12 protein-coding genes and 1 pseudogene are annotated in these 12526 nt (G+C 61.2%); 6 read left to right on the top strand and 7 right to left on the bottom strand.

Annotated features, from left to right (window positions below):
* A partial coding sequence (locus WB528_RS01350) for a hypothetical protein (RefSeq protein WP_423886635.1) occupies positions 1-225 on the top strand: 225 nt, incomplete at its 5' end.
* A 151-nt stretch (positions 226-376) separates the two neighbouring features.
* Here WB528_RS01350 and asd read toward each other — a convergent pair.
* Positions 377-1243 carry an archaetidylserine decarboxylase gene (asd, locus tag WB528_RS01345; protein WP_423886634.1) on the bottom strand — a complete coding sequence of 289 codons (867 nt, stop codon included), beginning with the start codon at positions 1241-1243 and terminating at the stop codon, positions 377-379.
* Between the two features lie 34 nt (positions 1244-1277).
* On the opposite strand from asd, the gene WB528_RS01340 reads away from it, so the two are divergent.
* Positions 1278-2942, top strand: a complete 1665-nt coding sequence (locus WB528_RS01340; RefSeq protein ID WP_423886633.1) for an aminotransferase class III-fold pyridoxal phosphate-dependent enzyme — start codon at positions 1278-1280, stop codon at positions 2940-2942.
* 269 nt (positions 2943-3211) lie between these two features.
* Here the strand turns inward: WB528_RS01340 and WB528_RS01335 are convergent, their stop codons facing one another.
* The 3 genes from WB528_RS01335 to WB528_RS01325 all read right to left on the bottom strand — a co-directional run bounded on the left by WB528_RS01335 (position 3212) and on the right by WB528_RS01325 (position 5871).
* Positions 3212-3847 carry a hypothetical protein gene (locus WB528_RS01335; protein ID WP_423886632.1) on the bottom strand — a complete coding sequence of 212 codons (636 nt, stop codon included), beginning with the start codon at positions 3845-3847 and terminating at the stop codon, positions 3212-3214.
* Positions 3848-3972: 125 nt separating this feature from the next.
* A complete protein-coding gene (locus WB528_RS01330; protein ID WP_423886631.1) occupies positions 3973-4656 on the bottom strand; it encodes a class I SAM-dependent methyltransferase in 684 nt (227 codons plus the stop codon).
* A 159-nt stretch (positions 4657-4815) separates the two neighbouring features.
* Positions 4816-5871 carry a glycosyltransferase family 4 protein gene (locus WB528_RS01325; RefSeq protein WP_423886630.1) on the bottom strand — a complete coding sequence of 352 codons (1056 nt, stop codon included), beginning with the start codon at positions 5869-5871 and terminating at the stop codon, positions 4816-4818.
* 562 nt (positions 5872-6433) lie between these two features.
* On the opposite strand from WB528_RS01325, the gene WB528_RS01320 reads away from it, so the two are divergent.
* Positions 6434-7984 (top strand): DUF4403 family protein, encoded by a 1551-nt coding sequence (locus tag WB528_RS01320; RefSeq protein ID WP_423886629.1) that lies wholly within the window; start codon positions 6434-6436, stop codon positions 7982-7984.
* Positions 7985-8130: 146 nt separating this feature from the next.
* Complete coding sequence (locus tag WB528_RS01315) at positions 8131-9345, top strand: ABC transporter substrate-binding protein (RefSeq protein ID WP_423886628.1); 1215 nt, start codon at positions 8131-8133, stop codon at positions 9343-9345.
* 123 nt (positions 9346-9468) lie between these two features.
* Here the strand turns inward: WB528_RS01315 and WB528_RS01310 are convergent, their stop codons facing one another.
* The 3 genes from WB528_RS01310 to WB528_RS01300 all read right to left on the bottom strand — a co-directional run bounded on the left by WB528_RS01310 (position 9469) and on the right by WB528_RS01300 (position 11232).
* Entirely contained in the window at positions 9469-9684 is a 216-nt protein-coding gene (locus WB528_RS01310) for a dodecin family protein (protein ID WP_423886627.1), read from the bottom strand.
* 172 nt (positions 9685-9856) lie between these two features.
* On the bottom strand, positions 9857-10378 hold the full coding sequence (locus WB528_RS01305; protein ID WP_423886626.1) for a PRC-barrel domain-containing protein: 522 nt from the start codon (positions 10376-10378) through the stop codon (positions 9857-9859).
* Between the two features lie 152 nt (positions 10379-10530).
* A complete protein-coding gene (locus WB528_RS01300; RefSeq protein ID WP_423886625.1) occupies positions 10531-11232 on the bottom strand; it encodes a formyltransferase family protein in 702 nt (233 codons plus the stop codon).
* Between the two features lie 365 nt (positions 11233-11597).
* Here WB528_RS01300 and WB528_RS01295 point away from each other — a divergent pair, with 365 nt between their 5' ends.
* Positions 11598-12344, top strand: a complete 747-nt coding sequence (locus tag WB528_RS01295; RefSeq protein ID WP_423886624.1) for a response regulator — start codon at positions 11598-11600, stop codon at positions 12342-12344.
* A pseudogene (locus WB528_RS01290) lies at positions 12341-12526 on the top strand (ATP-binding protein); the annotation flags it as partial. The gene WB528_RS01295 and the pseudogene WB528_RS01290, both read left to right, overlap by 4 nt.

The following is a 12526-nucleotide window of genomic DNA, read 5'->3' as shown; positions in this document are numbered from 1 at the left end:
TGGATCAGCGGCGTTATTCATTACCGGGACGCTTTTGCTGGTACACCGAGACACGTCACAAAATTCTGTTACTCGGTAATTCCCTTCAAAGAGCTCAACGGCGAAGTGCGCGTCAATTTCGATAGATGCCTTTACTGGAACTGTGCTGATGAGGATTGCAAAGCCGACCGCGAGCGATGGGACCACGATCTTAAGATCGCGAACATGCCTAAAAAATCGGAATAAAGTTGTGCCGCCCTGTCGGAGCCTAGACAGCTACGATCTACTACTTCTGTCAAGTTCGGGATAATCGCCATTACGAGGAGCGCAAGCGACGACGTAATCCAACGGCGGCAAAAAGCTCCGGATTGCTTCGCTGCACTCGCAATGACGGCCATCACCCCAACTTCCGCAGCAACGGCTCGCCAGCCCTGACCCGCGCGCCCTCGCGCACATTTGGACAAAATTCAAACCGATCCGGCGTGAGCACGATGATGGTCGAGCCGTGCTCGAACCAGCCGAGTTCGTCGCCCTTGTGCACTTGCACGCCGCAGGGAAAGACAGTCGGCCCGCGCGTCTGCGCATTCAGCGTGCGGTCGATGCAGTGCAGCCGAAGACTTGCCACCAGGATCGCTGCGACCGGAACCAGCGTCAGCGCCTCGCCGGAAGCAAGATGAGTCTCGATCACCGCGCGCTCGTTCCTGCAAAAGAGTTTCTCGACCCGCTTGAGCGCGATCGGATTCACGTTCCAGGTATCGCCGCTGATGAAGGTGACCCGTTCGATCGCAAAGTCCGCCGGCGCATGGAAGCGGTGATACATGCTCGACGTCAGCCGCAGCGTGATAAAGCGGCCGTTGCGGTGCCGCTCCACCAGTTCGTCGTCGCCCAGCAAATCAACAAGCGAATAGTTCGCGCCCTTGATCTGAAACAGTTCGGTGTCTTCGATCGCGCCATGCGCGCCGATGATCGCGTCGCTTGGGCTCGCCACGATCTGCGGATCCGGATCGAACGGGCGCAGGCCGTCCTTCAGCTCGCGGGTGAAGCAATCGTGCAGGCTCTTGAATTCGGTCTTCTTGGCTTCGCTGAGATCGAGATCGGAAAACAGCCGCCAGCACGCGATCGAAGCCCTGCACACCAGCGGGTTTTCGATCTTGCTGAACCAGCCCATGAATCGCGTCACCGCGGCCCGCGGGATCCGGTTGGTCAGGAGGAAATTAACGTTCTCCTGTTCCGTCAGGGCTGCGATCAGGCCCTTCACTGTCATGAATCTGTTAGATGGACCGGCTAGCGCTGGTGGCATGGATTCGTCTCTCCCGATTCTCTCTTTGTCCGCCGCAGCGATGGCCGGCGCCGCCGTGACCTTCCCCAAAATCAAGGCGCGCCTTGAACTGTCGCGGGCCAAGCACCGCTCGCTGACCGGACATTCGAAAATGTCGCGGCGGGTGGCGCGGCTGGTTCCGTTCTACGAATTTTCCATCGACGAATATTTTGGCGCCGACGGCGCGCCACAGGACGTCGCCGGCCAGCGCAAGGACGCGTTCTTCGCGCTCTCTAAACTCTACGCCGAACGCTACGCCAAGGGGCGACAGTTGACGGCGGAAACGGCGAGTTACGTTTCCGACCTGCAATTCACGCGCGCCTATCGCGTGCCGTTCCAGTTCTCTCGCCTGGTGCAGGAAAATCTCGGCACCTCCGCCTTCGCGGATTCTTCCGCCGGCGTTACTGTGGCCGATGTGGACGGCAACGTCTTCTACGACCTCACCGGCTCCTATGGCGTCAACATCTTCGGCAACGACTTCTACAAGGAATGCATCGTCGAGGGCGAGAAGCGCGCGCATGCGCTCGGCCCCGTGCTGGGCTCCTATCATCCCGCGGTCGCCGAGAATGTGCGGCGTATCTGCGAGATTTCCGGGCTCGACGAAGTTTCCTTCCATATGTCCGGCACCGAAGCCGTGATGCAGGCGGTGCGGCTTGCGCGCTATCACACCAAACGCACGCATCTCGTTCGTTTCGCCGGCGCCTACCACGGCTGGTGGGGCGACGTGCAGCCCGGCGTCGGCAATCCGGTGTCGCCGCACGAGACCTATACGCTCGCCGAGATGTCGGAAAAGACGCTGCATGTGCTGCGGACCCGGCGCGACATCGCCTGCGTGCTGGTCAACCCGCTGCAAGCGTTGCACCCGAACGCCAATGCGCCCGGCGATTCCGCGCTGGTCGATTCCTCGCGCCGGGCCCATTTCGACCGCGAGGCCTACACCGCCTGGCTCACGGAGTTGCGCAAGGTGTGTACCGAGCGCGGCATCGTCCTGATTTTCGACGAGGTGTTTTTGGGCTTCCGCATTGCTGCCGGCGGCGCCCAGGAATATTTCGGCGTGCGCGCCGACATGGTGACCTATGGCAAGAGCCTCGCCGGAGGACTCCCGATTGGAGTGGTCTGCGGTAAAAAAGACTTGATGCGGCGCTTCCGCGACGATCGCCCGGCCGATGTCTGCTTTGCCCGCGGCACCTTCAACTCCCATCCCTATGTGATGACGGCGATGGACGAGTTCCTCTCGCGCCTTTCGAGCCCGAACTTCCGCAGCATCTATGATCGCCTGGACGAGACCTGGAACGGCCGCGCCGAAGCGCTGAACGCGCGGTGCGGGCAGGAGAACCTTCCCGTTCGCGTCGCCAACTTCTCCTCGGTCTGGACGGTGCAATATACCGAGCCGTCCCGCTACAACTGGATGTTCCAGTATTATCTGCGGGCCGAAGGACTGGCGTTGAGCTGGGTCGGCACCGGCCGCTTCATCTTCAGCCTGAACTTCACCGACGCCGATTTCGCCGAGGTCGAGCAGCGTTTCGTCGCGGCAGCACAAAAGATGAAGCGCGACGGCTGGTGGTGGCATCCGCCCACGCTGACCAACAAGGCGATCCGCCGCCAAATCCTGAAAGAAATGCTGGAGAGCCGGTTTCGGCGCTGAGTCCGTTACCGCCCTCGCCTGGAAGGGCTTACGCTCTCCTATCCCTCTCCCTTGCGGGGAGGGTGGATCATCGTGAGCGCAGACGAACGATGAGCCGGGTGGGGGTATCCTTAAAAACCCCACCCGACCGTCGCTTCGCTCCGGCCACCCTCCCCACTGCTCGCTTCGCTCGCGGGGGAGAGATAAGAAGCTGTTCATCAATCTCTCGCAAAAAATCAGATGCCCGGGACAAGCCCGGGCACGACGAGTCATGGACATCGATTCTGTTCTCAGGCGTGCTCTTCCACGAGCGCGTTGTGCTCGATGATGTCGAGGCCCGGATCGATCAGTTCGCCGCGCATCAGCGCGAGCGGCGCCTTGCAGTAGATCTTGAAGTCGTTGAAGGGGTCGGTGAGGATCTTGGTCATCCAGACCAACCCGGTTTCGACGTCGCGGATGAAGAACAGCTGCACGGTGCGGAAGAGAAGACCGCCGATGCCGACGAACAGCCAGATCTTGGCGACCTGTCGCATGAAATCGGCCGGCGTGACCCAGGGGTTGACCAGGCCGAACAGCGTCGGATCGAAATAGAGCACCAGCGGCGAGGCGGCCCAGATCGTCATCAACACGACCTTGCGTCGCAGGTTATAGCCGACCTTGATCGCTTCCTTGTGCTCGTGGGTCGCGTCGTTGAGGTGATCGTAGTCGCGCGGCTCGAAGAAGAAGTGGCCGGCCTGGCGCGAGGTCATCGAAACCAGCCAGCCGATCAAGGCCGCCATCAGCGGATCGAAGAACATCATGACATAGCCGGTCAGGAAGCTCACGGCGCTGACAAAGTGCAGGCTCTGGTTGATCCGGCTGTGGTGATAGTAGCGGTGGTCATCCCAGCGCTGGATGCGGAGCTGCTCCAGAAAATTCTTGATCATGGTCGCCCTCGATAAGGTGAGTCGATGAAACGTTACGGGATTTCGATGTCCGGCGTGTGACATCATCAAGATGTCACACGGCATTGCACATCTGAGTTGTCACAAAACCAGCCAACGCGGCGAGTTCAGTTCAATGCAGCGGTTTTCCGAACGCGGACCAGCGAGAAGTGGCCGAGCGGCGGAATCAGGCGGCGTTCCACCAGTTCCACATTCTTCGCGGTATCCAGCCAGCGCGTGTAGCGCGACCAGGCGAACTCGGCGGTGCGGAAACCGAGGTGACGCACCACCGGCTGCAACCCCTGTTCGATGAAACGTCGCACGCCGTCATCGGCACTGACGCGGGTCAGAATGATCAGTTCGCCGCCCGGCCGCAGCACGCGGGCGAACTCATCAAGGGCCGCTTCCGGGTTCGGCACGGCGGTGACGACATATTGCGCCATCACGACATCGAAGGAATTGTCTTCGAATTCGAGCTTCTCGGCGTCCATCACCGCGAGCCCCTCGACATTCTTCAGCTTCTGCTCGGCGACGCGCTTCCTCGCCTTGTTGAGCATCGCTTCGGAAATGTCGGTGCCGAACAGGCGCACATTCGGCGCATAGAGCGGCAGCGAGATGCCCGTGCCGACGCCGACTTCGAGCACGCGCCCGCCGAGCTTGTTGGTGGCCTGGATCGCGGCGTCGCGGCCCTTCGAGAACACCCCGCCGAACACGAGATCGTATATCGGCGCCCAGCGGTCATAGGCCTGCTCGACCATCTCGCGGTCGAAATCCAGATGCGTGGCGTCGTCCAGTTTGATGCTCTCTGCCATGATTGCTTTCTCGTTTCTCTGTCGAGGCCAATCCAGCTTTGCCGGATCCGGCCATTGTTGTGTGGCTTAAGCCCTTATCGATTGAGCGTGATCTCCGCGCAAAACGCGTTCCGCGTTTGTCGCGATGGAAAACCACTGCACACTTTTCCGGATCATGCTCTAGCCGCCCACCGCGTGACTTTCGGCTGCGATCGGTACGGGTCGAAGCGACCGGTTCGCCTGCAAGGTACTCAAATTACCGATGAACTGCCTGGCGCTGTTTTCCCAGGAACGCTCCAGCGCAAAGTTGCGGCAGGTTTCACGCGACATCGTAAGCGCACGCAGGCACGCAGCTCGCAAATCATTGTCCAGCGCGCCGATCGGATGATCCGATATCACATCGATCGGTCCCGTAACCGGAAATGCCGCAACCGGCGTGCCGCAGGCCAGCGCTTCCAGTTGTACGACGCCGAACGTATCGGTGAGGCTCGGAAACACGAAGACGTCGGCCGCCGCAAGATGCGCCGTCAGGTCGGCGCCTTTCTTTTCGCCAAGGAAGTGGACCTCGGGATATTTCTGCTCGAGCTCGCGGCGCTGCGGCCCATCACCGACCACGACCTTCGATCCCGGCAGATCGAGCGACAGGAACGCCTCGATATTCTTCTCGACCGCCACGCGACCCATGGTCATGAAGATCGGCCGCGGCAGGTCGAGCAGGGCTGGATGATCCGGATTGAACAGTTTGGTGTCGACGCCGCGTCCCCAGAAGCCCAGCTTGCGAAAGCCGCGCGCGCTGAGCTCATTATAAAGAGAAGGGACCGCCACCATCGTCGTGCTGGCGGCGTTATGAAAGTGACGCAGCACCGCATAGGGCACGGACGCCGGAATGATCGAGCGCACCGCGATATATTCCGGAAAGCGAGTCGTATAGGAAGTGGTGAAGGCCAGCCTCCGGCGCTTGCAATAGCCCCTCACCGCCCAGCCGACCGGGCCTTCGGTCGCGATGTGAATCGCCTCCGGCGCCGCGGCTTCGATGCGCCGTGCGATCTCGCGCCGGTTCGGCCACGCGACGCGCAGACCCGGATAGGTCGGCAACTCCATCGAGGGGAAACCCTCGGGCGTGAGAAATTCAATGTCTCCGCCGAGCGAGCTGGCCGCGCGCTTGAGCGAAGTCAAAGTGCGTACCACGCCGTTAACCTGCGGATGCCAGGCGTCTGTCGCGATCAATATTCGCATCGGCTAATGCCCGCTTTCCGAAGTTCGTGTTGCACCTCAGCACCCACCTTTCACGAACTTCGGAAAGCTATGGGCACTAGCGAAATGTAAGATTCCAGTGCCGCTTTCCACTTGGGATTCGCCGCTTGTGGTGCGGGAACTTCAAATGGGCGGCACTAATGCCTTGCTGATTCAGCCTTGCTGATTCTCTTGAACCGACGTTGTGCCAGAGATATTTCAGGCGTGTGACGTCATAGAGGTTAACGCGCCGGTTTTCGTTTCATGACACCGAGATGAAACGATTCATGAATGCGGTGAAGCCCATTTTTGCACCTCGGCGACAACGTCAGCACATGATTTGCCGATACAGATCGCTGCCGATGGCACACCGTGTGGCGTGCGATCGACGGGCAAGCGAGAGCAGCGACTCGCGGGGCGACTGCCCTCTCTCGACCTTCCCGCGTTTCCGGGCCGAAACAATCCCACATTGCCGCCGCCTCCCTGGGTCATATCGCCCCCGGGCCGGGGTAGCGTCCTCCACGCCGGCCCTGTAAACTCCTGCTGAATCAGTCCCGGGGGGACGATGCGGCCCAAGATCATTCTGCTCGCGATCGCGGTGGTCGCAGTCTCGTTTTTCGTCACTCTGAAGGCGATGGATTGGCTTTCACCGCGGGTCTCGAGCACCCGGCCGGCTGTTGCCAACCTGCCGCCGCTGCCGCCCGCCCCCCGCAGTTCCGTGATCCTGGCCCAGGTCACCATTCCCGTTACCGCGATCCGTGACGCGGCCGACCGCGGCACGCCGCGCACCTTTGGCGGCAAGGCCGATAATCCGGTATCGCAGGTCCTGCAAAATGCCGACATCGGCTGGACCGCCTCGCGGGGGCCGGTCGGGGTTACCGGCGGCCAGGACGTGCTGTCGCTGACCACGGCGCTGAACGGAAAACTGAACGTTACGGGCTCGCTCGCCGCAAAGACGACCGGCGCGGTGGGCGATGCCATCGGCAGCCTGCTCGGCAGCGACGTCGGCAACAAGATCGGCGCCATCAACATCAAGGCGGTCAATGCCTCTGCCGAAATCAAGGGCAACGTCGCCATCACCGCGCGACCGAAGTTCGCCGCAGCCTGGCGCATCGAACCCAATTTGACCGGGCAGGTCAGTCTCGGCGACACCAGCCTTTCGGTCGCGGGCGCACGCGTCAACGTTCCCGCCCAGATCAAGCCGGTGATCGACAAGAACGTCGCCGATCAGATCGCCGCCGCCGGCAACCGCATCCGCAACGATACTTCGTTCGAGCGCAATGCGCGCATTCAGTGGGCCAAGGCTTGCCGTTCGATACCGCTGCAGGCCGGCAACACAGCGGCCCCATCGCTCTGGCTCGAACTGCGGCCGACCCGCGCGGTCGCGGTGCAGCCGAGCGTCAGCGCTACCGCGGTGACGATGACACTCGGCATCGAAGCGGAAACCCGCATCACGCCGAAACAGACCACGCCTTTGTGCCCGTTCCCGGAAAAGCTCTCCATCGTGCCGCCGACGCAGCCGATCGTCAGCATTGGGATCCCCGTCGACATTCCCTTTGCCGACGTGGACAAGATCGTGGAAGCGCAGCTCGTTGGGCGTACATTTCCGGAGGACGGTTCGGGTTCGGTAAATGTAACCGTGAAGCACGCGCAGGTTTCGGCCTCGGGCAACCGGCTGCTGATCTCGCTGTTGGTCAACGCCAAGGAGAAAACCAGCTGGTTCGGCTTCGGCGGCGAGGCTACGGTGCAGATCTTGGGCCAGCCGGTGCTGGATAAAGCGCATCAGACGCTCCGGCTTACCAATGTCGAAATGGCAGTGGAGTCGGAAGCTGCCTTCGGACTGCTCGGCGCCGCGGCACGCGCCGTTATGCCGCATCTGCAGAAGGTGCTGGCCGAGAAGACCACGCTCGATCTCAAGCCGTTCCTTGGCGATGCGCAGAAAATGGTCGCAAGCGCGATTTCGGATTTGCAAAAGAACGAGGACGGCGTGCGGGTGACGGCCGAAATCGCCAACCTCGATCTTGCCGACATCGCCTACGATTCCAAGACGCTGCGCCTGATTGCCGAGGCCTCCGGTACCATCAACGTCACCGTTGCATCGCTGCCGGGCCTTTAACCAAGCAGCGTTCTTCTTCCCCTCTCCCTTTGCGGGACAGGGTAAAGAGGTGGCCGCCGCGGCACTTTTTCGGCCTTTGCGGACGCCAGGGAAGCCGGGTAAAACAGCGGGATAAACAAGCCTTAAATCATCAGGGAGACCGAACCATGAAATCCTTTGCAGCCATGTTGCTGGCCGCATCTGCCCTTGCCGCATCGAGTGGGGCGGCGAGCGCGCAAATTTCCGACGACGTCGTCAAGATCGGCGTGCTGACCGACATGTCGAGCCTTTATGCAGACGCCACCGGCAAGGGCTCGCTCGCCGCGGTGCAGATGGCGGTCGCAGATTACGGCGGCAAGGTGAAGGGCAAGCCGATCGATGTCGTCTACGCCGATCACCAGAACAAGCCCGACATCGGCGTCAGCATCGCGCGCAACTGGTACGACAACGAGAAGGTCGATGCGATCTTCGACGTCCCCACCTCTTCCATCGCGCTGCCGATCTCGCAGCTGACCCGCGAGAAGAACAAGATCCACATGAATTCAGGCGCCGGCAGTTCCGACATCACCGGCGTCGCCTGCTCGCCGAACACCGTGCACTATACCTATGACACCTATGCGCTCTCCAACGTCGCGGGCAAGGCGATGGTCAAGCGCGGCGAGGACACCTGGTTCTTCGTCACCGCCGACTATGCCTTCGGCCACGCGCTCGAGCGTGACGCGGCAAACGTCGTCAAGGAGAGCGGCGGCAAGGTGCTCGGTAACGTCCGTCACCCCTTGAACTCGTCCGACTTCTCCTCCTACCTGCTGCAAGCGCAGGCCTCCAAGGCCAAGGTGATTGCGCTCGCCAATGCCGGCGGCGACACCACCAACGCGCTGAAGCAGGCGGCCGAGTTCGGCATCGTGCAAGGCGGCCAGAAAATGATCGCGCTGTTGCAGGAAATCACCGATACGCACTCGCTCGGCATCAAGGCGACGCAGGGACTGATCGTCACCGACGCTTTCTACTGGGACATGAACGACGAGACGCGCGCCTTCTCCAAGCGCTTCTATGCGAAGGTCGGCAGCATGCCGACCATGATCCAGGCGGGACTCTATTCGGCCACCATGCATTACCTGAAGGCGATCGAGGCCACCGGTACCGATGAAGCACCGAAGGTGATGGCGCAGATGCGCGCCACGCCGATCAACGACTTCTTCGCCAAGAACGGCAAGATCCGCATCGACGGCCGCATGGTCCACGACATGTACCTGTTCGAGGTCAAGAAGCCCGAGGAATCGAAAGGCGAATGGGATCTCTACAAGCTGCTCGCCACCGTTCCCGGCGACGAAGCGTTCCGTCCGCTCGACAAGGGCGGTTGCCCGCTGGTGAAGACGAACTAACCGCCTCCTCCCTCATCCCGCTCTTTGCGGGGCGAGGTGAGAAGCGGGATCAAACAAAAAGCGCGGCCGGCAAAAACCAGACGCGCTTTTTTCATTCGGATACCTGAGCCAGCCGGCTTCCGCTCAGGCTCCCTCAAACTTGAACGAGACCTTTAGTTTGGCGCGATAGGCTTCTATCTTTCCCTTGGCATCCAGTTGCAGATCGAGCTGGACCACTTCGGCAACCCTGAGATCCCGGAGAGATTTTCCGGCCCGGTTCACGGCCGCCGCGGAAGCCTTTTCCCAGGATTCCTTGCTGGTGCCGACCAACTCGATGATCTTGTAGACGCTCTCAGCCATGTCGTCCTCCCGTTCGATGTTAGGCAGGACGCAGGTGCTCCTGCCGCGCCGGAGCGTAGCATCGGGATATCAGCGCTGAAAGGCGCAAGTCCTCGAACGGAGCCCCAAAGCAAAAGCGCGCCCGGTAAAACCGGACGCGCTCTTGCGATTGCTGTTGCGTCTGGACGCCGTTTTACTCCGAGTATTTGAACTCAGGCATCGCCTTCAGCTCATCCTTGTTGGCGTTGAACACGGCATGATCAGGATACCAGGGATTGGGCTTTGATGAAGCCGCGGTCGAAGTGGAGCCCGTGGTCGTGGGCGGGCGGGCCGTCATCGCGCCACCCGCGCCACCCGGCTTGCCGGTGCTGGCCGCGCCGGTATAGGCCACCGGCTCGTTCACGAATTTGATCTTGTCGAGGGGAACGGCAACAAGGTGCGCGCCCATGCCGAGGAAGCCGCCGACGCCGAGCACGGCCGCCTTGATATTTCCGCTCTTGTCCATGATGAGATCGTTGATCGAACCGAGATTCTCGTTCTTGTCGTTATAGACCTTGAGGCCAACCAGCTTCGACGCACGCCAGTCGCCCTGCAGCGAAGAACTGGAGATCGTGCCCGACGCCGGATCGGCAATAGCGGTCGGGGTTTGCGCCGACGCGATGGTGGCAAGCAGCGCTGTGCCTGCCAAAGCGGCCGTGACAGTTTTTGCGAACATGTGTTTCCTCCTCGGTCTAAAGGTGAGGAGAAAACACGGTGTCGCTGTCGCCGTTCCGCTGTTCCCGTAATTTCGTCCGACACATCGGAGGACCTCCGGTTCCTCTTAGAGTTCGGTTTCGGAATTTTCTCTTTCGCAAACGCAGGGGAAAGTCAGGTTGCAGCGACCGCAGCCCCGGCGCCGCCTGCCGGCGGCACGATAGCGCGGAACTCGACTCCATGCAGTTTGATGGTCGGCGACACGCCGAAATAACTGCCGCCGAAAACCCGCATCCGCCGATCGAGTTCGCTCTGGGAGATATCCAGCGGAATGTCGCACATCGAGAGATAGTTGTTGCGCGAATATCTTCGGCTGCCCCATGGGACCGACAACGGCGGCGGCAACGATGGATAGCAAGCCAGTTGCCTGGCCATTCGCCAAAACAAAAACGCCAGATGGGCGTAAGCCATGCCCTCGAGGGCAAATACCGACGTATTCGGCGGGATCAAAAACGCGGCGAGATCGATGATCGGCCCCGCATCCACCTTCTCGACCATGAGATGGGCGGTCGCGCCGAATTCGTCCGCCTGGTCGTAGAGCGCAAAATGCGCCGGCGCCCAGCCGGGATAGCTTGGCGGGCCTGGATGAAAATTGACGGCGCCGTAGCCGATCTGCTCCAGAATCGACTTCGGTACGATCACCGGCGTCACGAAGGCGATCAGGCGCGAGCGCCGCAGCACATCCCCGCTGACCGTAGCCAGTTGCTCGGCGCGCTCGATCACCAGCACCTCAAGGTCCGGATTGTGCCCCAGCAGGACAGCCGGCAAGGGCGCTCTTTCGATCGGGCCGGTCAGAAGAATGATGGTGTCGAACATGCGTTCTGGCCTCCCGGCGGCCGGGCGCAGCAAGGTTAAGGGTTCCCTACCGCAGTACGCTATGTCAGGATTAACATGCTCTTAACGAGTTAACGGCCTGCCGGAATAGACTTGTTGCGCGCTGTTGCGTGGAGTGGAGCTCCGATTCCGAGGGTCGCGAGCTACCGTGGCGACCCCTGATGCGGACTTCGAAATCACATGAGCTTCAGCAACTACTTGTTTCTGGTGCGGCTTTTGAATTTGGAGTTCCTGTGACGATACGGCGGCGAAAACTGATAGGAACTTCGAATTCGCCGCACTAGCCCGGAAATATCCGGAAACAAAAAGATGGTTCTGTTGCCGGAAATCTTAGGCAAAAGATTTGTATGGCCCCTGTACCGCCAAACATCCTTGTCGTTGAAGACGACCGCGAGACGCGGACGTTGATCGCGAAGTATCTCCGCAACAACGCCTGCAACGTCACAACCGCCAATGACGGGCGCGAGATGGTCCGCGCCATGACTGACCATCGCGTCGATCTCGTCATTCTCGACGTGATGCTGCCCGGCGAAGACGGCTTGAGCCTGTGCCGCAAGATCCGCGGCGAGTCGCAGGTGCCGATCATCATGCTGACCGCGCGCGGCGAGGACGTCGACCGCATTCTCGGCCTCGAAATGGGCGCCGACGATTATCTCGCGAAGCCCTTCAACCCGCGCGAACTGTTGGCCCGAATCAATGCCGTGCTGCGCCGCCAGGCGGCTGCGCAAACCGCCAGCGCCGTGATGGGCGCAACCGCGTTGACCTTTCAGGGCTGGCGGATCGACTTCCGCCTGCGCGAATTGCGCAATCCGGCCGGCGCGCGGGTATCGATGACGTCAGCCGAATTCGACCTGTTGCGGGCCTTTTGCGAGCGGCCGGGCCGGGTTTTGTCGCGCGACAGCCTGCTCGATCTGACGCAAGGGCGCAGCGCCGGTTCATTCGAGCGCTCGATCGATGTGCTGGTGAGCCGCATCCGCCGCAAGATCGAAACCGATCCGCAGGATTCCAGCATGATCAGGACCGTGCGCTCGGGCGGATATCTGTTCACGCCGACGGTGGAGGCCGCCATGGCGCCACTCGATAGCGCGACATGAAGCTCGCCGATTTCCTGAACCTGAGAACCATCGGCGGTCAGCTCACGGCGCTGGTGATCGCATCCATCCTCGCCATTCACGTGATCCTGACCGGCATCTTCCTGATCAGCCGTCCGGACCAGCCCGATCCCAACATCGACCGCGGTCACGCCCAGTTTGCCGCGGCGGTGCAACTGCTCGGC

Origin of the sequence: Bradyrhizobium sp. (assembly GCF_049586575.1) — a bacterium.
Classification (GTDB): Bacteria; Pseudomonadota; Alphaproteobacteria; order Rhizobiales; family Xanthobacteraceae; genus Bradyrhizobium.
Note: the sequence above shows the minus strand (reverse complement) of the source record. Positions and strands in the feature narration are given on the sequence as shown.

Coding starts and splice junctions, on each gene's coding strand:
- asd (WP_423886634.1), bottom strand. CDS start 1,243: ATGACAGTGAAGGGCCTGATCGCAGCCCTGACGGAACAGGAGAACGTT.
- WB528_RS01340 (WP_423886633.1), top strand. CDS start 1,278: ATGGATTCGTCTCTCCCGATTCTCTCTTTGTCCGCCGCAGCGATGGCC.
- WB528_RS01335 (WP_423886632.1), bottom strand. CDS start 3,847: ATGATCAAGAATTTTCTGGAGCAGCTCCGCATCCAGCGCTGGGATGAC.
- WB528_RS01330 (WP_423886631.1), bottom strand. CDS start 4,656: ATGGCAGAGAGCATCAAACTGGACGACGCCACGCATCTGGATTTCGAC.
- WB528_RS01325 (WP_423886630.1), bottom strand. CDS start 5,871: ATGCGAATATTGATCGCGACAGACGCCTGGCATCCGCAGGTTAACGGC.
- WB528_RS01320 (WP_423886629.1), top strand. CDS start 6,434: ATGCGGCCCAAGATCATTCTGCTCGCGATCGCGGTGGTCGCAGTCTCG.
- WB528_RS01315 (WP_423886628.1), top strand. CDS start 8,131: ATGAAATCCTTTGCAGCCATGTTGCTGGCCGCATCTGCCCTTGCCGCA.
- WB528_RS01310 (WP_423886627.1), bottom strand. CDS start 9,684: ATGGCTGAGAGCGTCTACAAGATCATCGAGTTGGTCGGCACCAGCAAG.
- WB528_RS01305 (WP_423886626.1), bottom strand. CDS start 10,378: ATGTTCGCAAAAACTGTCACGGCCGCTTTGGCAGGCACAGCGCTGCTT.
- WB528_RS01300 (WP_423886625.1), bottom strand. CDS start 11,232: ATGTTCGACACCATCATTCTTCTGACCGGCCCGATCGAAAGAGCGCCC.
- WB528_RS01295 (WP_423886624.1), top strand. CDS start 11,598: ATGGCCCCTGTACCGCCAAACATCCTTGTCGTTGAAGACGACCGCGAG.